This window comes from Thermoclostridium stercorarium subsp. stercorarium DSM 8532, from assembly GCF_000331995.1.
In the GTDB taxonomy this organism is placed as follows: Bacteria; Bacillota; Clostridia; order DSM-8532; family DSM-8532; genus Thermoclostridium; species Thermoclostridium stercorarium.
In genome coordinates this window covers 904,066-924,519 of the sequence record NC_020134.1, presented here as the reverse complement: position 1 = coordinate 924,519, position 20,454 = coordinate 904,066, and the positions used below count along the sequence as shown (strand labels likewise).

At 44.8% G+C, this 20,454-nt stretch carries 15 protein-coding genes; 2 read left to right on the top strand and 13 right to left on the bottom strand.

The window, feature by feature from the left end; all coding sequences use genetic code 11:
- Positions 1-17: 17 nt before the first annotated feature.
- The 3 genes from CST_RS04100 to CST_RS04090 are packed head-to-tail and all read right to left on the bottom strand — an operon-like array spanning position 18 to position 4,561.
- Complete coding sequence (locus CST_RS04100) at positions 18-1,397, bottom strand: ABC transporter permease (RefSeq protein WP_015358563.1); 1,380 nt, start codon at positions 1,395-1,397, stop codon at positions 18-20.
- The gene (locus CST_RS04095; protein WP_015358562.1) at positions 1,384-3,834 is read right to left on the bottom strand and encodes a COG1361 S-layer family protein; all 2,451 of its coding nucleotides are present in this window, start codon (positions 3,832-3,834) and stop codon (positions 1,384-1,386) included. The genes CST_RS04100 and CST_RS04095 overlap by 14 nt, the downstream gene beginning before the upstream one ends.
- Positions 3,827-4,561, bottom strand: coding sequence for an ABC transporter ATP-binding protein (locus CST_RS04090; RefSeq protein ID WP_015358561.1), 735 nt, complete (start codon positions 4,559-4,561; stop codon positions 3,827-3,829). The genes CST_RS04095 and CST_RS04090 overlap by 8 nt, the downstream gene beginning before the upstream one ends.
- Before the next feature lie 271 nt (positions 4,562-4,832).
- Between CST_RS04090 and CST_RS04085 the strand changes: the two genes are divergently transcribed.
- Positions 4,833-5,306, top strand: a complete 474-nt coding sequence (locus tag CST_RS04085; RefSeq protein ID WP_169315998.1) for a restriction endonuclease — start codon at positions 4,833-4,835, stop codon at positions 5,304-5,306.
- A 30-nt stretch (positions 5,307-5,336) separates the two neighbouring features.
- Here the strand turns inward: CST_RS04085 and CST_RS04080 are convergent, their stop codons facing one another.
- The 8 genes from CST_RS04080 to CST_RS04045 all read right to left on the bottom strand — a co-directional run bounded on the left by CST_RS04080 (position 5,337) and on the right by CST_RS04045 (position 17,098).
- Positions 5,337-6,572: a C40 family peptidase gene (locus tag CST_RS04080; protein ID WP_015484929.1), complete on the bottom strand. Its 1,236-nt coding sequence runs from the start codon at positions 6,570-6,572 to the stop codon at positions 5,337-5,339.
- Positions 6,573-6,968: 396 nt separating this feature from the next.
- A complete protein-coding gene (locus CST_RS04075) occupies positions 6,969-8,444 on the bottom strand; it encodes a rhamnulokinase (protein WP_015484928.1) in 1,476 nt (491 codons plus the stop codon).
- Complete coding sequence (locus tag CST_RS04070; protein ID WP_015358557.1) at positions 8,441-9,736, bottom strand: PHP domain-containing protein; 1,296 nt, start codon at positions 9,734-9,736, stop codon at positions 8,441-8,443. Before CST_RS04070 ends, CST_RS04075 begins: the two co-directional genes overlap by 4 nt.
- A gap of 12 nt (positions 9,737-9,748) precedes the next feature.
- Positions 9,749-10,525, bottom strand: a complete 777-nt coding sequence (srlD, locus tag CST_RS04065) for a sorbitol-6-phosphate dehydrogenase (protein ID WP_015358556.1) — start codon at positions 10,523-10,525, stop codon at positions 9,749-9,751.
- Between the two features lie 29 nt (positions 10,526-10,554).
- On the bottom strand, positions 10,555-13,029 hold the full coding sequence (locus tag CST_RS04060) for an alpha-ketoacid dehydrogenase subunit alpha/beta (protein ID WP_015358555.1): 2,475 nt from the start codon (positions 13,027-13,029) through the stop codon (positions 10,555-10,557).
- 31 nt (positions 13,030-13,060) lie between these two features.
- Positions 13,061-14,425, bottom strand: a complete 1,365-nt coding sequence (lpdA, locus tag CST_RS04055; RefSeq protein ID WP_015484927.1) for a dihydrolipoyl dehydrogenase — start codon at positions 14,423-14,425, stop codon at positions 13,061-13,063.
- Between the two features lie 18 nt (positions 14,426-14,443).
- The gene (locus tag CST_RS04050; protein ID WP_242823592.1) at positions 14,444-15,826 is read right to left on the bottom strand and encodes a dihydrolipoamide acetyltransferase family protein; all 1,383 of its coding nucleotides are present in this window, start codon (positions 15,824-15,826) and stop codon (positions 14,444-14,446) included.
- A gap of 6 nt (positions 15,827-15,832) precedes the next feature.
- Positions 15,833-17,098: a zinc-binding dehydrogenase gene (locus CST_RS04045; RefSeq protein ID WP_015358552.1), complete on the bottom strand. Its 1,266-nt coding sequence runs from the start codon at positions 17,096-17,098 to the stop codon at positions 15,833-15,835.
- Between the two features lie 239 nt (positions 17,099-17,337).
- Between CST_RS04045 and CST_RS04040 the strand changes: the two genes are divergently transcribed.
- Complete coding sequence (locus CST_RS04040) at positions 17,338-18,102, top strand: DeoR/GlpR family DNA-binding transcription regulator (RefSeq protein ID WP_015358551.1); 765 nt, start codon at positions 17,338-17,340, stop codon at positions 18,100-18,102.
- A 41-nt stretch (positions 18,103-18,143) separates the two neighbouring features.
- Here the strand turns inward: CST_RS04040 and CST_RS04035 are convergent, their stop codons facing one another.
- Entirely contained in the window at positions 18,144-18,872 is a 729-nt protein-coding gene (locus CST_RS04035) for an ATP-binding protein (RefSeq protein ID WP_015358550.1), read from the bottom strand.
- 149 nt (positions 18,873-19,021) lie between these two features.
- Complete coding sequence (locus CST_RS04030; RefSeq protein ID WP_015358549.1) at positions 19,022-20,446, bottom strand: flotillin family protein; 1,425 nt, start codon at positions 20,444-20,446, stop codon at positions 19,022-19,024.
- Positions 20,447-20,454: the final 8 nt, after the last annotated feature.

The window sequence follows — 20,454 nt, the reverse complement described above, 5'->3', positions numbered from 1 at the left end:
ATATACACCGCGTAAAATCATTCGGTATGAATTGCTGCCAAAGCGCTCAGCTTTGTTGCCTTTCTTGCAGGAAGGAAGCCCGATACGAGTCCTATAAACGCACTGAATACCATGCCCGACACGGCAAGCCACGCAGGGATTATCGAGAGTTTGGAACCTCCCATGTCGCCAACGTTTACCGTTAAAAACCGTGCACCGACGGTGTTAAGGAAGTACGAAACCCCATAGCTGACCCCAACACCGCAGGCACCGCCTATAAAGCCTATCATCGACGATTCATATAAGAATAAGCGTCTGATATCCTTAATTTGTGCTCCTATCACTTTCATAATTCCTATTTCTTTTCTTCTCTCGTATATTGCCATAACCATTGTATTGGCAATGCCTATCGCTGCCACAAGCAGTGATATTGCTCCAATACCGCCGAGAATCCCCTGCATAACCGCCTGGGTTTTCTTAGTCTGTTCCAGGTATTCCACCATGCTGTACGCGTTAAGCCCCATTGCCTGAATTTGTTCCTGAACATCCATAACTTTTTTTATATCATCCACTTTAACGCGCGCCTGCTGAAAACCGATTTCCTGTTCTTTCTTTTTGCTGCGGCTGCTACCGCCATTGCCTATATTGTCGGTATTATTGCTTTTATTGTAATCCTGCTGCAGTTTTAGCAGCTCGTCAATATTCATAAATACCCTGTAAGCCGTTTCCCAGTCTCCCTCGGCGAGAATTCCGACGCCCTCGAGTTTATAAAGTTTCGGCTTTCTCGTCGAGCCTCCGGGTATTGTTTCGCCATAAGAAAGATCAAAAGTCATTCTGATTTTGTCCTCAAAAAAGTTGATATCCTTTTCTTCATTGCTGACATCATAATACCACCCGCGTCTCCTGCTCCTGCTTTTGGGATCCCAAAGCTGGCTCTTTATATCGAAACCGAAAACCACCTGATTCGTATCGCCCGCGCTCAGTAACCTTCCTTCACTGACTTTGTAGTTGAAGGCTTCCATGGCTTCCGGGTTTATACCGACAAGATTTACATACCCCAGATATTTGCCCACTTCCATTTTAACGGTGGTTTCATAAATTGGGCTCACCGCCACCACATTGGGTATTTGGGCAATTTTGTCCAGTTCATCCTTTGAAATGGTAGGCTCCACCCATTCATTTTTCCTGCTTCTTCTGCTACTATAGCTGATGTCCCAATTGGGGTAAACGGTAATTACTGTGGCGTCCCCCAGCATTTTCATCTGTTCATCCACCGTTTTGTTTATCGCAATACCGAGGGAAAGCATTATTATAATGGCAGTAGTGCCTATTATAATACCCAGAACTGTCAGGATTGTCCTGACCTTGCTGCGGAACAAATTTTTAAAAGCCAGTCTGATCACATCAAATATCTTCATCCAGCATCAACTCTTTTCTCTTTTTGCGCTTTCTCAGAACAATCACAAGAACTATGACGCCTATCACCAGCACACCGCCGCCGACAGCAACCCAGACAAACGGGAACGAATTTTTCCCTCCGGACATGTTCGGGTCTTTTCCCATATCTCCGGGAAAATCCCCCGGGAACGGATTTATCACCGGTTCGGCTTCTATCGCATTAATGGTAAACTCTTTTTCTATTCTGTGCTCCTCTCCTGCGGCATCTTCAAAGGTATAAACCACCTTTCCCCTGTTCTCGCCGGGTTTTGTCAGAGTGATGCTCGCTTCGTAATAATCACTGGCGCCGATATCGAAATTCCCGACAAAATAGTTGGATTCTCTTGTATCAAAATCCTCGCTTTCAATCCTGACCATCAGTTTGGAAAGTTTAACCCTTCCCATATTGTAGAATTCCGATGAAATATACACAGGTTCGCCGATATAGGCAGGATCGGGGACAATCACGTCGGTAACTTCCAGTTTCGCAGGCTGTATCACGGGAATACCGAAAACGTCCTCCATTTTGTTTGTTTTCAGCTCGCCGTTTTCTTCGTATTCATACTCGAATACAGCAGTTACTACATATGTTTTTGCCTTCGCATCGGGTATGGTATACATCACCAGTGTTTTCTGGGAGGTTTCGCCCGGTTCAAGCCTGTCGATATAGAAAGTATTGCTCGACTGAACGGGAGTGAAGACGCTTCCCCCTGTTTCTTCGCTTGTCTCATTAACCACCAAGGTTATTTTCATATTTTCAACGGCTTTCACCTTGCTTGTATTCAGAAATGTCATATACAGCGTAAAGTTTTCGCCCGCTTTAACCACGGCGGGATCAGAAGAATATTCCGAAATAATTATTTTAGGAACGGTGTTAAGGGTTTGCTTATCTTTCTCGGCTTCAATCAGCACGCCCATGTATTGTTCCTTTTTTACCTGTTCCTCTCCTTTTTTGTATTCGATTACGGCCTTAATCGGATATACCTTGCTTTCAACATCCTTTGTCGAAATGAAACTGAACGACACGGGAACTGATTCGCCCGGTTTCAAACCGTTTATAGTAAGCACGTTCAGCGACTGAGGAAGTATTTTGTCTCCCGCTTCCACCGTAACTTTTATTTCTTCGGCTTCGGTCGTACCGGTATTTTTGATGTCAAAAGACACGGTAAAAGGCTGCTCGGCCAAAACCGCCTGATTAGGAGTCTGAACGTTTTCGGTTACAATATCAACGTTTTCTTCCTTTTCATCACCTTCCACCTTCACGTACAGCGGATATTCCAGATTTGTTTCACCGTCATGCGACATCAGAACTTTAACGACATATGTACCCGACTCCAGCTTATCCTTTGCTTTCAGGTTGTAAGTTACTTCTTTGTTGTTCAAGCCATTAATTTCAAAAAAGTAATTTTTCGTGACATTGTTAAGGACAAAGAATTCATTGCCCGGATTCAAATCCACGGTAACGTTTTTGGCTTCAAGAGTCCCCATATTCCAAAGATCAAAGGTCAGAGCAAACGTCTCACCAGGCTTTATAACTTCCGGATTTGTTTTTGCGTCCCTGACCACCAGTCTGGCAGGTAAATTGTTGTTCGTAATTTTGATGTATATCTCTTTCGTATCGGTGAAATCGTTTCCGTAAATGTTTTTATATTTGATTTGCAAAGGTATTTTATAAATATTTTCATCGGCTTTTTCGTTAATTTTAAACTTAAATTCAACATCCGCCGACTTTCCGGCAGGTATCTTGTCCACAACCTTGTAAACCGTCAACTGATCAATTATAAACACATTTTCAGGCAGTGTGGGAGTAATTCTTACTTCCCTTGCCTCATATTTTGCAATATTGGATATGGTAAGCGGAATGGTAATTGTTCCGCCCGCCTTCCCTTCGGGCATGGCAGCAGAAGTAATCTCCAAAACAGGTTTAAACTCACTTGTAAGGCCGCCGCCTCCACCGTCTCCACCGCCGGTGTTGTCGCCACCCGATGAAGTGTCTGGGGCGACATTGTCAATGTTTATCGTCTTGGCTACCTTTTGATATTGTCCGTCGTATTTATATCTTACAGTAATCATAAGAGCTGTTTCTTTTTCTCCGGAATAGAACATTTCAAAGTCCTCTGTAACCGATTCGCCGGGAGCCAGCGTAACTTCAATGGTTTGCACATGGCCGCCTGACGGAATGAAGGAACTGGTCTTCCCAAATATTACTTCGATGTTCGATATAGATCCTTCGTTGTTGTTGTTGGTTACAGTTATTGAAAGGTCAAAATATTCCTTCGCCCTAATGAGCTCATCGTTGTTCGCCGTTGCGGAAATATCCACCTTTTCCCCCTCGGCTAAAACTGTATTGCTGCTGAATACAAACGAAAAAATCATTACTAAAACCATTAAAAAAGCCTTTAACTGTCTGCTATGCATTTGAAGCACACTCCTTCAAACCAAATTTTTTGTAATACTTATCCTTCACTTCAATCTTCTCAATCATGCCATCCCTCATATGGACAATCCTGTCTGCATATGCGGCGGCTTCGGTATCGTGGGAGACAATAAGTATCGTCTGCCCGTATTTTTCAGCCATTTCGGATATCAAATTCATTATTTCAATTGTGGTTTTTGAATCCAGATTTCCGGTAGGTTCGTCCGCAAGTATAATCTCCGGCTTTTCCACAAAAGCGCGGGCTATACTTACGCGCTGCTGCTGACCACCGCTCATCTGGTTTGGCTTGTGGTTAACCCTGTGTTCAAGCCCAACAGCTTTCAGCATTTTCAATGCTTCCCTGGTTCTGAGCTTTTTAGGGTATCCCTTAAATATCAGCGGCAGTGTAACATTTTCAAGGGCGGTCATATTCGGCAGAAGGTTATATGACTGGAATATAAAACCTATATATTGCTGCCTGAATTTCGCAAGCTGCTTCTCATTCAGCTTTTCCACATGAATCCCCTTGACTATGACACTCCCTTTAGTGGGCTTTTCCAAACCCGCCACCATATTGAGAAGGGTTGTCTTTCCCGATCCTGAAGTACCGAAAAGGCAACATATTTCACCCTTTTTCACTTCAAGATCTATACCATTAAGGGCATATACCTTCTCCTGTCCCATACGGTAGACTTTTTTAAGATCTTTGATTACAATTACGTTTTCCATGATTCTTTCTCCCAAGGCCCCCTGTTGCGTTATTTTAATAATATGCCCGTCACAATAACAGTATTAGAACAAATTGGTAAAGTCAATAATATTTTTTCTGTCCATTACTTATATCGACGAAAAAAAATTAATAAAAGTTTCATATTTGTTTAAAATTTTTTTAATTTATCATGCCCAACAGAATATGCAATATATTTCCTGTATAAAGCTGTGCAAAATTACAAATGCTATGATTGGTGATTTTATGTTAATAATATATATTTTTCTGATTTTGGCATCATCAATTGTTTGTGAGATTATAAGCCGGATAATCCACATTCTGTATCTTGTTAAAATCAGTTTTCTGGTGGACGGCATCAAATGCAGGGATGATCTTTTATATTTGAAGCTTAAGGATTTTGAATACGCAGTTGCCGAGGTTTTCAGAAGGCAAGGACATAAAGTCCGCATGTCCAGCCATTTCGGTGAAGGCGGAACGGGGATTATTCTTGACGAAACCTACTATGTAATGGTAAGGAAGGACAGTTTTCACAATCTTGTAGAAATAGAACAGGCTAAAAAGCTCGCCAAACATATGAGGGACAACAAAATTTACCGCGGAATGATAATCACTTTAGGGGATTTTAAAGCCAATACGAAAAATTACTGTCATACAAATGTCATAAAATGCATAAACGGCGACGAGCTGTTACGAATGTTTAAAAGCGTTCAGCGTCTGTCAGCCCAGTCGGTTTTTTCAAAATAGCGATATAATAAGCGTGGTAGAAAATCCGGCCTATTCAACTGGTACCGCCTTAGTAAGCATCATAATGTATTCATTTCCCTCGCTGTTGTATATATCCAGAGGCGTTACCGAAACCTGATTCAGTTCTGCGGGGGTCAATGCGCCGTCGGCATCTTTTATGTATATCGTGGTAACATTATGAATTATGTAATATCTTCCGTTAAACCTGCCCAGGTACATCATTGCATGCCCGGGCATATACAAAGGTGTCCCCGGTTTTAACGAATCAAGTATTTTCAGCCTTTCCATTCTGCCTTTCCCGGCAAAGGACACAAAGCCCTCCAATTTTTCCTGCTGATTGGAATTCCGAGGAAGAATTATTCCGAACGAACGGTATACATCCTCTATGAAAGAAGAGCAGTCCCCGGCATTATTCATTCCACCCCATCCGTAGGGTTCGCCCAGGAACCTGAAAGCCTGTATCAGCACGTTCTTTACCGTATAATCAGGAAACCCGCGCGACACATCTTCGGAAAAAGGTATGGTTATCGGAACAAAACGAAGACCGTTATTGTCATCGCAAACGGGGAAATTTACAACATAGCCCTCCGAACTCTCGGACAAAACCCGAAGCTTAACACCCATGTCAAGCTGCAGCCCCGAAATCCGTAAGTCCTGAGATTCCGGTATATATATTTTAGGCCCTTTGACCACAAGAAAATCACTGAAATTCAGGTATTTTTCCAGTTCTTCCGCAGGACACAGGGCAATGTCCCCCGCAGGTATCCATCCCCTGTAGTTATAAACCCTGGCAAAATACCAGTGTCCGTCGGCGCTGATGTGATAAATCTGAACAGGCTCCGCCGCATATACGGCAGTTTCGGTAAAATAATCAATCCGCCGGCTTGCAGCATCAGGAAAAGACTTCTTAAACGAAGGCCATGTGCGCATCTGAGTCCGTTTTACCGTAAAGCCGTATGCAACATTCATGCTTTCTGCGATTTTCCCTTTATTAAGGTTTTCTTTAAGCTTATCATAATCCTTTTGCTGATACCTATTCCCGCTTTCATCATACCGCGCTGACGCAGGCACTGTGCTCAGTCCGTTTATCCATTTCAGCACTTCCTCACCCTCAACCATTCGGGGCAATACCTTAAAGTCAAACAGAAACGGCAGAGCCTTGAAATTCCGTTCATTGAACTGCCTTATTTCGTCGCTGGTCATAATAATTTTATCAGAGTCTTCATACAATTCCACCCAAAAAGACGGATTCAGCATATCCGGCATAACTCCATCCACCACGGGGCCGTTATATTTATCTGTTTTATATATATCACTGTGCTCTGTAATAATTTCCACCGAACCGCTATTTTTGAGTTATTTCCACGTTGAATATCCTCTTTCTTAGCCATCAAAAATGAGTATATTGAAAAAATTATTTGTGATAAAACACCGGTGATTCTGAAACACATCCAAGCTAAAACCGTAAAAAACCCGCCGGAAATTTGAATTCCGGCGGGTTTTTCAAATCCTCGGATGCCTTAAATTTTCTCCGGTAATTTAGCACGGGCTTTTGCCATGCCCATGTTTCATTAGTTCTCTAATATTTATACCTTTGCCCCCCCACAGCAAAATACGTAAAATCAAACACTTGCCAAAAACCGCTAAATAATCATTTTAGTGTTATATTTTTTTAATAATCTCTTTGTATCTCCTGTATGCTTCATCCCATGCATCTGCATTCTCAGGCCGGTAGACTTCGGTCGGGAATGAGCGTTTTACTATTTCCCTTGCCTCATTCAAGTCCTTGACCTCTTTCAACGCAATCAGCTGGGACATAATATTTCCTATGGCGGTTGCCTCGACAGGTCCTGCGGTTACGGGGCGGTTCAACACATCTGCGGTGTACTGACTGAGCATTTTATTCTTGCAGCCTCCGCCTACGATATGAAGAACGGGAACCTTGCTTCCCGTTATCTCTTCCAGGCCTTCCACCGCACTTCTGTACTTCATGGCAAGACTTTCCATGACAATACGCACAATGCTGCCTTTGTCCGAAGGCACGTCCTGCCCCGTCTTTTTACAGTAGTCAATAACTTTTTCGGGCATATTCCCCGGACTGTAGAATGTTTGATAATCCACGTCTATAAACGCCTGGAACGGTTTTGCTCCTTCAGCGAGAGCATCCATTTCATCGTAGCTTATCTCAATTCCCTGTTTTCTCCATGCCCTTCTGCATTCCTGGTATACCCATAAACCCATGATGTTTACAAGAAGGCGAACAGTTCTGTTAATACCGCCTTCATTGGTATAATTCAGATTCAATGTCTTTTCATTTATAACGGGCTTTTCCCTTTCGGTGCCGAGCAATGACCACGTGCCGCTGCTGATATATGCGTCATTTGCGTTTTCCAGCGGAGCCGAAATAACGGCAGAAGCAGTGTCATGGCTTGCGACGGCTATTACGGGTATATCCTTCACTCCCAGCTCTTCCCGTACAGACTGTCTGAGAGTTCCCACACAGGTGCACGGATCTGTTATATCCGGCAAAATTTCCACGGGAATTCCAAGATCATTAAGCAAATCATAAGCCCAAGTGGCCCTGCCTGCCTGAAGCATCTGGGAAGTCGAGGCAATGGTATATTCGCATGTCTTGTTCCCGGTAAGGAAAAATGCCAGAAGATCGGGTATAAAAAGTAAAGTTTCGGCATTTTCAAGAAGTGTGGACCTGTTTTTCACCATTGCGAGAAGCTGGTATAACGTGTTAAATTTCTGAAAAGCGATGCCTGTATCATTATATATTCTTTCACGGCTGACAACCTTCAAAGCTTCGTCTATCATCCCGTCGGTACGGGAATCCCGGTAATGAAAAGGATTACCCAGCAAAACGTCGTTTTTGTCCAGAAGACCGAAATCCACGCCCCACGTATCTATTCCTATACTGTCAATATTTCCGCCCGTTTCCTTGTATCCTGCCAGTATTCCCTGTTTTAATTCATGATAAAGTCTTAATATATCCCAATATAAACTGTCACCCACCATAACGGGATCATTTGAAAAGCGGTGTATTTCCTTAAGGGTGAGCTTTTCTCCGTCAAAGCTGCCCAGAATGGCTCTTCCGCTGCTGGCACCATAGTCAAAAGCAAGGATGTTTATCACACCCGTTCCCTCCTCCATGTCTTAGTGGCTATATTTTTATAATACTGTATCCGTTCGTCCAAGTCCATAAATATCTTATCAGACTCTTCTGAAAACATTGCTCTGCGGAGGTCTTCGGTAGCCGCAATCTCATGCCCTATCAACGCCCATGTGGCGTCGGTAAGGTTCTTAAATTCGGGATCTTTCAGTGCTTCGCAGATAAATTTCTGCCTTGGCGTATTGATGTCTTCACCGCTTATCTGGAACATTTCGTATTCTTCGCACAATGCTTTTACTTTTCTGAGCTGCTCTTTTGTGTTTCTTGAAGGCATATATGTGACCGCTTTAAAACCAAGGCGTTTTAATTCCTCAAACAGTAAATCTATGTAATCATCTTCAAACTTCTGCGATTTCTTGTCACCCGTCACCGAATCACCCACATCTCCGAGATATGCATAAGCAGGAATCGCCCCCGTCTCTTTGCATATCTCAATAAAGGCTTCAACCGGCGGGCATTCAGACGTCGCAGGAATGTAAAACTTTTCCACCATATGGCTTTTCAAAACGCCAAGCAGGTCATATTCGTAAAAAGGATTGCCTTCATCGGAAAGATAGGCTTCAAGTTTCGGCGACAGAGGAATCTGCAGGTCATTCCTGATAAAATTCACGGTTTTCGTGCCCTTACCCGTCATTGCCGTAATTTTTTCGGACAGCGCGTACAAAAGATGCCTTTCGGTTATTGTTCCACCGTCATGAGCCATTGAAACGGGCACGATATCCTTGTCAAAGTCCAGTGAAATTCCATATTTGTTCATGATACCGTTTATATTTTCCACCATCGCCCTGTTGCGGATGTTACGCGCCTCCTGGTATGGCTTTATGAAGCTTTCAACCCTGCCCAGCTGGGTATGGGGAATGCCATGCATCGCCACATAGGCAATCCCCTTCTGGTCCGGATTATTAATCCTTTTGTCTTTCAGACTTGTTCCGGACATGTCAATCCTCAGTTCCATCCCAACCGTTGTTGCCATGTTCAATATTTTTCCGGCTTCTATAAACTCAAAAACGCCGCCGACCGAGTCATGATCCATGATACCTGCGGTCTGAAGGCCTGATTTAAAAGCCATCCATAACGCTTTTGCGGGAGAATAGGGCGAAAACGAATAGGTGGTATGAATGTGATTGTTCACATATTCAAAATCCACCGCATCTTTCGTAATTTTGCCTTCAAGATAGAGCCTGTACAGTTCCTTCAGGGCCTCAAGCCTTGTATTCTTGTCAGGATGATTCAGCTTGTCATTCAATTCCTGCATGGCTATCCTCCATTACCTCATTTCCTGACCACCGGTTACGTTTATCGCCTGGCCTGTCATATAGCTTGCCTGGTCGGATGCCAGAAATACCATGACATTTGCCACGTCGTCATAAGTACATGCCCGCTTTAAAGGCACCTGATTCAGATATTTCTGCCTTACTTCCTCCTCGGTAATTCCCTGGTTCTTCGCGTACTGTTTATACAGGCTGTTTACCCAAAGCGGTGAATCCAAAAGGTTTCCGGGGCAAATGGCATTTACACGGATGCCGTATTCGGCCAGTTCGAGCGCAAGACTCTGGGTGAGCCCGATTCCTCCGAATTTGCTTGAAGCATAGGCTGCGTTCCTGTATGAGCCTTTCTTTCCCGATTTGCTGTTAATCTGAATTATTACCCCTCTTCTTTGCGGTATCATTACTCTGGCGGCAGCACGGGCACACAGGAAATATCCGTTAAGGTTTACATCTATGACCTTTTTCCACTTATCATACGGAAACTCCGTGATGGGCATCGCTATTACTATTCCGGCGTTTGCGACAAGTATGTCCAGTGTACCGTAGGTATCAACGGCTTTCCGGACCATTGCCTCCACTTCTTCCTCATTTGTAACGTCAACCTTAACCGCAACCGCATCGGACAATGAATCCGCAACTTCCTTTGCCTTTTCATAATTTATATCCGCAACGACCACCTTGCAGCCTTCCCTATCAAGCCTTCTTGCCAGTGCTTCACCAAGGCCCTGGGCAGCTCCGGTAACTATTGCCACTTTTCCGTCAAGCATTCTGCACATACGCAAATCCCCTTTCAAACTCGTGGTTATTAAATTCCAAGCCTTTTAAGCCTTAACATTTCCTGTTTCGTAAAATTAGTCGAAGGAACATGTCCGGGCAGCGGAAGAATTTTTTCATGAATGGCGTCTATCATCCATTCAGGCTGCGGGAAGAAGAATTCTTCCAGTTCATGCGCCGGGGTTATCCAGTTCCTTGAACCAACTACAACAGGAGGCGCATCAAGATAGTCAAATGCCAGCTCGGTAATGGTCTGTGCCATCTCCTTAAGGAAAGAGCCTCTTTCACAGGCGTCGCTTGTGAGCAATATCCTTCCTGTCTTTTTAACCGACTCAATGACTTTCTCGTAATTAAACGGAACAATGCTCCGTGCGTCGATGATTTCAGCCGACAGGCCGTATTTTTCTTCAAGTATTTTTGCGGCTTCCATTGCACGGTACAATGTGGCGCCTATAGTAAGGATTGTTATATCCTTGCCTTCTTTCTTTATATCCGGTTCCCCTATCGGGATTTCATAATAATCCCGCGGTACTCCTTCTTTATGGAACAATTCGCCGACATCATAGATTCTCTGGCTTTCAAAGAAAATAACGGGATCGGTACCCGACAGGGCGCTGTTCAGCAATCCCTTCGCATCATACGGTGTTGCAGGGAACACACACTTCAGCCCCGGTATATGGGAGATCAGGGATGACCAGTCCTGGGAATGCTGAGCCCCGTATTTTGACCCGACAGAAATACGGAGAACAACAGGCATTTTCAGTTGTCCCGCGCTCATTGCCTGCCATTTTGCAAGCTGGTTGAATATTTCATCTCCCGCACGCCCCATAAAGTCGGCATACATAAGTTCCACAACGACGCGGCCGCCGCTTAACGCATATCCAACCGCTGAACCCACAATTGCGCCTTCAGATATCGGGGAGTTGAACAGTCGATGATACGGCAAAGATTCGGTCAGACCGCGGTATACGGCAAATGCACCGCCCCAATCTCTGTTTTCTTCGCCGTAGGCTATTAATGTGGGATCGGTATAAAATTTGTCTATTAATGCTTCAAACAAGGCATCCCTCAGCTGCAGTACCCTGTTTTTCGATACAGGCTTGCCGTCCTTGTCAAGGCCGAAACGTTCCTTCTGCTGAACTCTTTTCCACTGCGGGTTTTCTTCCTTCGGTATCAGCACTTCACATTTCCTGTCTTCCATTTTCTCAACCCGCTGATTGGAAAACATCAGCCTGCCGATCGCGTCGGGATCCTTTCTCAAATCCATCCTCGGTGACACCGAATCATCTGTGGCAAGTTTCAGTATCCTTGTTATCAGTTTTCTGGAGTAATCCCATATTTCATCAAAAGTTTCATCAGGAGCTACATTCGCCTCAACAAGCTGTTTGCGGAACGTTATCAGGGGATCCTGAGCCATCCATGCCTCTATTTCTTCCTTTGTCCTGTAGCTCGACGCGTCTGACGGTGAATGACCTGAATAACGATATGTTACAGTGTCAAGAAGCACCGGCCCGTCCTTGTCCTCAAGGAGTATCTTTTTCTTCCTTCTGATGGCGTCTATAATAGCCAGCGGATTATAGCCGTCCACCCTTTCCGCATGCATCTGTTCGGGATTCACGCCTGCGCCGATGCGGGCAAGCATGTCAAAGCCCATCGTCTCTCCTCTTGTTTGTCCTCCCATTCCGTAATGGTTATTGAAAACATTCAGGATAAACGGGAGTCCTCCTTTGTATTCACCTTCCCACAACTTCTTATACTGGTCCATCGCCGCCAGGCATAAGGCTTCCCACACCGGCCCGCAACCCATTGCTCCGTCGCCGATGTTTGCTATAACAATTCCCTTTTTCCTGTTAACTTTCTTGTACAGCGCAGCCCCGACGGCAATGTCCGCGGAACCTCCGACAATCGCGTTGTTCGGATAAATTCCGAAAGGCGTGAAGAACGCATGCATCGAACCGCCGAGACCGGCCTGGAAACCTGTCTCCCTGGCGAATATCTCCGCCATTGCGCCGTATACAAGAAAATCTATTGCCAGTTCCTTGACACTTTCCGCGGCGCTGTGCTTCTCAACAATCTTAAGAATTAAACCGTTGCGGAAGTTTTTCATTATTTTCATAAGCTCCTCGTCAGGAAGCTTTTGAATGGCAGACAGGCCCTTAGCCAGTATCTCGCCGTGGCTTCTGTGAGATCCGAAAATATAATCATCCACGTCCAGAAGGTAAGCCTGACCGACGGCGGCAGCCTCCTGTCCTATGGAAAGATGGGCAGGTCCGGGATGATTATACTGTATCCCGTTGTATTCACCCTTGGTTTTTATTTCATTCATCATTGTTTCAAACTCACGGATTATCGCCATATCCCTGTAAATTCTGAGAAAATCTTCGGTGGTAAAATTCTCCTTTTCCTCCTCAATGGTTTTGTTGTATTGGTTTACAGGAATATCCCTGAAGGTAATTTTTCCCGGTTTTCTCATTTCAGCGGGATCAATAAACTGTGACTTAGGCATTTATCTATCTCCTCCCATGTTCGCATTTTCATCAAAGTTCCCACATAATTTCCTTTATCACTTCACCGACTGTCGGGTGCGGAAATACTATCTGGCGGATATCCTCCACCCGCATTTCGCTTTCTATCATCATTGCCGCACCGTAAATAATCTCGGATGCATAGCTTCCGATCATGTGCACGCCGAGAATTGTTCTGTATTTTTTATTCACAATAACCTTGACAATTCCGTCCAGTTCGGTGTTTTCCGCCACATACCTTCCGCTGTAGGTCAGCGGCAGTTTTACAATTTCCACGTCGATCCCTTTTTCTTTTGCCAATTCCTCGGTTTCTCCAACACATCCCACTTCAGGATTCGTATATATAACTGAAGGAATGGCGTTATAACGCATTGTGTCGCGTTTCCCAAGGATATTGTTTATGCAGACCTCTGCTTCCCGGTACGCGGTATGGGCAAGCATTGAAACCCCGTTTACGTCTCCCACCGCGTAAACCCCCGGAATATTCGTCTGCATGCATTCATCGGTTTTAATCCTTCCACGCTCTGTTTCGACGCCGATTTTCTCAAGTCCAAGCCCTTCGGTGAACGGCCTCCTGCCTATGCTCACAAGTACTTTGTTGGCAGAAACTGACTGACGTCCTTCAGCCGTTTCAAAAACAACCCCGTTTCCGGTAATTTCGGTGACCTTTGCGGAAAGCCTGAAATCGACACCTTTTTTCTTGTAGTTGTTGAGAAGAATATTGCTTATTTCCCTGTCGGTAGGACCGGCAATATGATCCAGCATTTCTATTACGGTTACATGACTTCCCACAGAATTGAAATATGAAGCCATTTCAAGGCCAATAACACCGCCTCCGATTATAACCAGTTTCTCAGGCACTTCGGTAATGTCGAGAATTTCCCTGTTTGTAAGAACAAATCCGTTTTTATATCCCTCGTGAAGTCCCGGAATTGGCGGCATTGCAGGCACGGACCCCGTTGCAATTACAAGTCTTTTGGCAATATATTCGTTATCCTTTGCCTTAACGACAAACCCTTCGGCAGTACGCCCCTGAATGACAGCCTCCTCACTGACCACCGTTACTTTGTTCTTTTTCATTTTCATTGCCACGCCGGCGACAAGGGTTCTGACCACCTTATCCTTTCTTTTTACGACGGCTTTGTGATTAATTGACACATTTTCACAGCTTATGCCGTACTTGCTTCCGTGTTTTGCATAGTCAGCTATTTTTGCCGAATTCAGCAGAGCTTTCGAAGGAATGCAGCCTTCGTTCAGGCAAACCCCGCCCAAAGCCCTTTTTTCAAAAAGCGCCACCGACAAACCTGCCTGACCTGCACGTTCAGCCGCCAGATAGCCGCCGGGTCCTCCTCCGATTACAATCAGATCGTAAACCACATCCACCACTTCCTTAAACTATTTTGCAAGCAGAACGGTAAAGTTTTCGAGGGCATCTTTCAAATCCTTCAGGAATCTTGCTGCGGGCGCCCCGTCCACAGCCCGGTGATCAAAGGTTAAAGACAGGGACATTGACATATACGGTTCTATTACACCGTCTTTTTCCCTGAACTTCCGTTCAACGGTATTAACTCCCAAAATGGCCGTTTGCGGCGGGTTAATAACGGGTGTGAAGGATTCAATCCCGTAAACCCCAAGATTGGTTATTGTGAATGTTCCGCCCTTCAGAAGATCAGGGCTGATTGTTCCCTTTCTGCAAGCGTTTGCCAGTTCTTTTGTTTCCATTGCTATCTCATTCAGGGACTTGAGATTGGCATTGAAAAGAGTGGGTACCATTAACCCGCGTTCGGTGTCAACGGCAACGCCCATATGGACGTTTTTAAAATATCTTATCGTATCGCCCATAAAATGGGCATTCAGGTCTCTATGCTTCGGCAATACGCGGCTTACCGCATAAATCAGGATATCGTTCAATGTAATGTTTGCAAGCCCAATCACTTCAGCGGTTGCTTTGAATTTTTGCCTTAAATTCAGTATTTCGGTCGCATCAAAAGAGATATTCATCGTCAGCTGAGCCATCTGCGACAACGACTCATGCATTGTTTTTGCAATAACCTTGCGAATGTTCGTGAGTTTAACTTCTTCATATTCCGAAGTAACGGTTTCGGCTTTCGGCGTTTCGTCGGCCCTTTCACCGGACACGGAAATTGTTGCGGTGCGGCCAACGTCGGCGGTGGTGACGCGTCCGCCTATACCTGAGCCTTCTACAGGCCGATCCAGGTTCAGATATTCCTCCTTCGCAGCCGGTGTGACCAGATACCCTTCCTGCTGCAACTTCCTTATATCCCGTTCAATTATTCTTCCTTCCGGCCCTGTGGGGGTCGCAAATCTAAAATCGGCGCCTATTTTTTCGGCAAGATTTCTTGCCCTCGGGGATATGAATATCCGTTCTTCCCCGTCTTTCGCCATGATTGTTTCAGCCGGCTTTTGAGCTTCATCCGCCGTTTTTTCCAAAGGCTCAATCTTCCCCGTTTCCCGTCCCTCTTCATTTCCCGGTGCACCTCCGGGAATAAATGGCGTAATATCCTCTCCTTCCTCACCTATTACACAGACATTTGTAAGGACGGGTATATCATCACCCTCGTTGAAAAAAATCTCAAGAACGGTACCGCTTACCTTCGCCTCTTCTTCAAAAGCCGCTTTGTCGGTTTCATAGGCAAAAAGCAAATCGCCTTCCTTAACCCTGTCTCCTTTTTTTACGAACCACTGGGTTAAAATGCAACTTTCAACCGTATTTCCCTGCCTGGGCATTACAACCGGTGTTGCCATATCATTCGCCACTCCCTTTTATATTTTATCAGCATTTTCCAGCAAATACCTTTCGGCCTCAAGGCACCACAATCCGTTATTCTTTTCAACTATATCAGCAAGCGCTGCAAACAACGGACTGGTCTCTCCCTTTTTACGGAAATCGCTTATGGCTGTAAGTTCCATCGAAATATTTGTGTAGATCAGTTTTTTCCCTCCGGGGATTTCGGGCAGATGAAGCGTTGTTTCAACAACACAGTCCAGACCGCCTATATGGGTTATCATTGAAGCGGGATTAATTCTTCCCTCGGACATAAGTCTCAACGCGTCAATCATGTCTTCGGTATTTCCGCCGCTTGTACCCACAATGTGGGTGGAATTGTAATGCACGTTATAGAAGTTCAACTCCGCTGAAAAATTTGGATTTGTAGGACCGGCAAAGAAGTTCAGGCAGCCGTCCTTCGCAAGTATTTTATCAGCCTGTTCGACAACCGCCTTTACCGGCGCGAAAACGAATACGTCATCGTAACCTTCACCGCCGGTAAGGTCAAGCAGATATTTCACAGGATCAGAAACCGTTCCTGTATTGACGTAGATCAGTTCAACTCCGTTTTTCCTTGCCTCTTCAGCCCTATAAAGGGATTCCGCCCTTTTAATGCGCGCTTCGTCAATATCGGTCACAACAAGGCGTTTGGGCTTTCTGTCAGCATGGAGGGCATAATCGATCGCACCAAGCCCCATCGGGCCGACGCCAGCCAGGATGGCCATGTTTCCGCCTTCTTTAATACCCATTTTGTGTTCATATTTCCCGCTTTCGGTATGATAATTGGCTTTAAAGGCGCCTATAATACAGGACATGGGTTCGGAAAGGGAACCATAGAAAAAAGCGTCTCCGTTATATTCAAGAAGGCATCCCTGTTCCATTACTTCATTGGGAATAATGATATGCGTGGCGCTTCCGCCTATATATTTGAATGAGTAACCCGGAGCAGCGTAGGGATTCTCCTTCAGGTTCAGAGCAGGCTGAATGGAGAATTTCATTCCGGGCTTAAACTTATGTTTCCACTTATCGCCTACCTCAAGGATTATTCCGCAGAATTCATGGCCTATTATAACCGGATTTTGGCTGACATCCTTTGGAACCCTCTTGTGATCCTCACCCTGGATTGCCGCTTTGTATGATGACATGCAAATACTGTCCGAAATAATCTGTGCAAGTATTTCGTCGTCCTTTATTGGGGGAAGTTCAAATTCTTCAAGCCTCAGATCGTTTTTGCCGTACAGACGTACCGCTTTGGTTTTCATTAAACATCCTCCTACCTTTTATTTATATAAGATTAGTATTCCCTGTTCGGTGTGCCAAAATTGAAAATGTTTGTTTTTTTAATTTCATGTTTTATTATAACATTACTGTTGATTAAAATAAACATATATTTAATTTGTATTGTACTTTTTTTTCAAATAAGTTAAGATATATAATAAACCGATCGGAAATAATAAACATTAATAATACTGATATTTTACAATAGCAGGAGTGAAATGTCTTGTACAACGAAAGGCAGGAAAAAATACTGAGCATACTTAACGAAAAGGGAGAAGTCCAGGTTTCGGAACTGAAGGAAATTTTTCCTCAGGTTTCCGCAATGACGATAAGACGCGATCTTGCATATCTCGAAAGCAAGGGAATGCTGATAAGAACTCACGGCGGGGCGGTAAATATTAAAAAGCTTACGTCCATTTACGGGGAAGAGGACGCATATTCGCTGCGGGCCGCAGAAAACGTTGAGGAAAAAATGCTTATTGCAGAAAAGGCCGTTAAGTTTCTTGACAGCGGCCGTTCTATTTATCTCGACGCGGGCAGCACAATAATGTATTTTTCACGGTTAATCCCCGACGACAATTTTTCAATTGTCACCAGCGGGATAATAACGGCGTTGGAACTTACGAAAAAAAAGAAAATCACCATTTACCATACAGGCGGGCAACTTAACAACAATACACTGTCCTCGGCAGGTCCGACCGCACTCGCAATGCTTGATATGATTAACATCGACATTGCTTTTATGGCTGCATCGGGCTTCACCTTTGAGAACGGTTTTACCGTTTCGAATTTTTTTGAATGCGAGCTTAAAAAAACCGTGATCAAAAAGGCAAAAAAAGTTATTATGCTTATCGACTCCAGCAAATTCAACAAAGTCATGGCATTTACCTTTGCTCACTTGTCTGATCTGGACGTTTTGATAAGTGATGACAAAATACCCGATTATATTGTAAAAAAGGCTGAAGAAGCCGGCGTAACCGTTCTTTAAAAAAAATCCCATGCCGGCTTCCAGCGGCACAGGATTTAAATTCACTCATTTACTATTTTCCCGTCGATTCCTATTATCACTTCTCTGTACGGGACTATTTTCCGGGCATTCAGCATGGCGGTTTTTACTGCATGCACAATTCCGCCGCAGCACGGAACTTCCATTCGGGTCACGGTAATGCTTTTTATATCGTTTACCGAGAATATTTCGGTAAGCTTTTCGATATAGTATTCATTGTCGTCCAGTTTCGGACAGCCTATCAGAGTGATTTTGCCCGCAATAAAATCCTTATGAAAATTACCGTATGCATAAGCACAGCAGTCGGCGGCGATTAACAGGTGTGCTCCGTCAAGGTAAGAGGCATGCGGGTTTATAAGATTTAGCTGCACCGGCCACTGATTCAGTTCTGAAAATATTGTTTTTTCAGCACTTTCGCCTTCATCGGCTTTATTTTCTCGGGAATTCCTTTCAAGCGTCATCGCCCGCTGTCCGGGACATCCGCTGAACGGGTTTGAATGCGCCATGCCTTTTCTTTCCTCCATTTTTTTCATCACAAGTTCATGATTGTATTCCGCCGCTTCCCTTTCAACAATTTTTATCGCACCCGTCGGGCATTCGGGCAGACAGTTTCCCAAACCGTCACAGTATTCGTCACTTATAAGCACGGCTTTTCCGTTCCTGATTTCTATGGCACCTTCGTGGCATGCGTTCACGCAAAGCCCGCAGCCATTGCACTTTTCCTGATCTATCTCCACAATTTTTCTTTTCATCAATATTTCTCCTTTCACTTGTTAATAATCAAATTCTTTTGTCATCCTTACCTAAGATAATAACGCAAAAGTGGTTTGATATCTGTTGCCGTGGCTACAAAATTTAAAAAAATACCCGTGGGTAACCCACGGGCGCACCACAATTTTTTTCAGTTTGCTGCCGCTGCTGTTTCTTTTTCGGTANNNNCACCTTCCGCGGAATTATTGCTCTTTTCTTCCTGCTGCAGCTCTTGACCGAAAAATTCAGGAAGCTTCATACCGGCCATCTTAAAAATCTCACTCATAGGCGGGATGGATTTCAGCATACCCGAAAGGAAATTTGCCGTGGCAGGCGTACCGTCTTTGCCCATGCTGTCCCATACCGTTACCTTGTCAATCTTGATGCCTTTAATTGCTTCAACCTGAACCTTAATAAGCTCTTCAAGCTTGTCGGCGATCATCATCTGAGCGGCCTTGGATGCATCACCGCCAACGGCCTGCACCAGTTTGGCAAAACCGTGGGCCTGTTTTGTAAGTATCTCCTCAATACCTCGAGCCTGCGCTTCCATTTTCATGTAAATTGCATCGGCTTCACCCTTTGCAAGGCGTCTTGCCTGTTCTGCCTGAGCCTCCGCTTCAAGCTCAAGTTTCTTCTTTTCAATCTCGGCCTTGACCAGGACATCGGCTTCTTGAGTTGCCCTTTCGCGTTCAGCACGCGCAAGTTCGGCTTCCTTTTCAGCTACGTATGCCTCCTGCAAAGCCTTGGCGGCCTGTATTTTTTCAGACGCAAGAGCCCGTCTTTTTGCTTCTGCCTCGCGTTCACGCCGGATCGCATTGGACAGTGCGATTTCTGCCGCAGCTTCATTCTCACCTTTGATCGCTTCGGCTTCTGCAGCGGCAACCCTGATCCTTTGTTCACGGCGTGCATTCGCTTCACCTATGGCACCGTCTCTTTCCCGTTCAGCAACCGATTTTTTTGCATCGTTAATGGCTTTTGCCGCCGCTTCCTTACCCAGTGCCTCGATATACCCCGACTCATCGCTTATATCCGTCACGTTGACATTGATCAGGCGAAGTCCTATTTTCTTCAATTCGGTCTCTACGTTTCTTGAGACTGCGTCCAGGAACTTGTCCCTGTCGGTATTGATCTCTTCTATGTCCATGGTTGCTATAACCAGACGTAGCTGACCGAAAATTATATCTTTCGCAAGCTCCTGAATTTCCTGGCGTTTCAGTCCCAAAAGCCTTTCGGCCGCATTCTGCATAACCCCCGGTTCAGTTGAAATACCTACCGTAAAGCTGGAAGGTACGTCAATCCTGATGTTCTGACGGCTTAATGCGTTCCTGAGATCGACAGTAATGGATATCGGCGTCAAATCCAAAAATTCGTATGCCTGGAATATTGGCCATACAAACGCTGCGCCGCCGTGAATGCATTTGGCCGACAGAGCCGTTCCGTCCTTTGAATGCCCAACTTTTCCGTATATCACCATGATTTTGTCAGACGGGCATTTCTTGTACCTTGAAAAAACAAACAGAAGAGTGGAAAAAGCTAAAACTATAACCACCGTAATAAGAATAATTCCACCGGGCATAAACAGAA

What these genes read in the sequence shown, in the direction of transcription:
- CST_RS04080 (WP_015484929.1), bottom strand. Translation starts at nt 6,572, where the DNA reads ATGCCGGATATGCTGAATCCGTCTTTTTGGGTGGAATTGTATGAAGAC.
- srlD (WP_015358556.1), bottom strand. Translation starts at nt 10,525, where the DNA reads ATGTGCAGAATGCTTGACGGAAAAGTGGCAATAGTTACCGGAGCTGCC.
- CST_RS04095 (WP_015358562.1), bottom strand. Translation starts at nt 3,834, where the DNA reads ATGCATAGCAGACAGTTAAAGGCTTTTTTAATGGTTTTAGTAATGATT.
- CST_RS04045 (WP_015358552.1), bottom strand. Translation starts at nt 17,098, where the DNA reads ATGAAAACCAAAGCGGTACGTCTGTACGGCAAAAACGATCTGAGGCTT.
- CST_RS04070 (WP_015358557.1), bottom strand. Translation starts at nt 9,736, where the DNA reads ATGCAGGAATTGAATGACAAGCTGAATCATCCTGACAAGAATACAAGG.
- CST_RS04035 (WP_015358550.1), bottom strand. Translation starts at nt 18,872, where the DNA reads ATGAAAAGAAAAATTGTGGAGATAGATCAGGAAAAGTGCAATGGCTGC.
- CST_RS04100 (WP_015358563.1), bottom strand. Translation starts at nt 1,397, where the DNA reads ATGAAGATATTTGATGTGATCAGACTGGCTTTTAAAAATTTGTTCCGC.
- CST_RS04060 (WP_015358555.1), bottom strand. Translation starts at nt 13,029, where the DNA reads ATGCCTAAGTCACAGTTTATTGATCCCGCTGAAATGAGAAAACCGGGA.
- CST_RS04090 (WP_015358561.1), bottom strand. Translation starts at nt 4,561, where the DNA reads ATGGAAAACGTAATTGTAATCAAAGATCTTAAAAAAGTCTACCGTATG.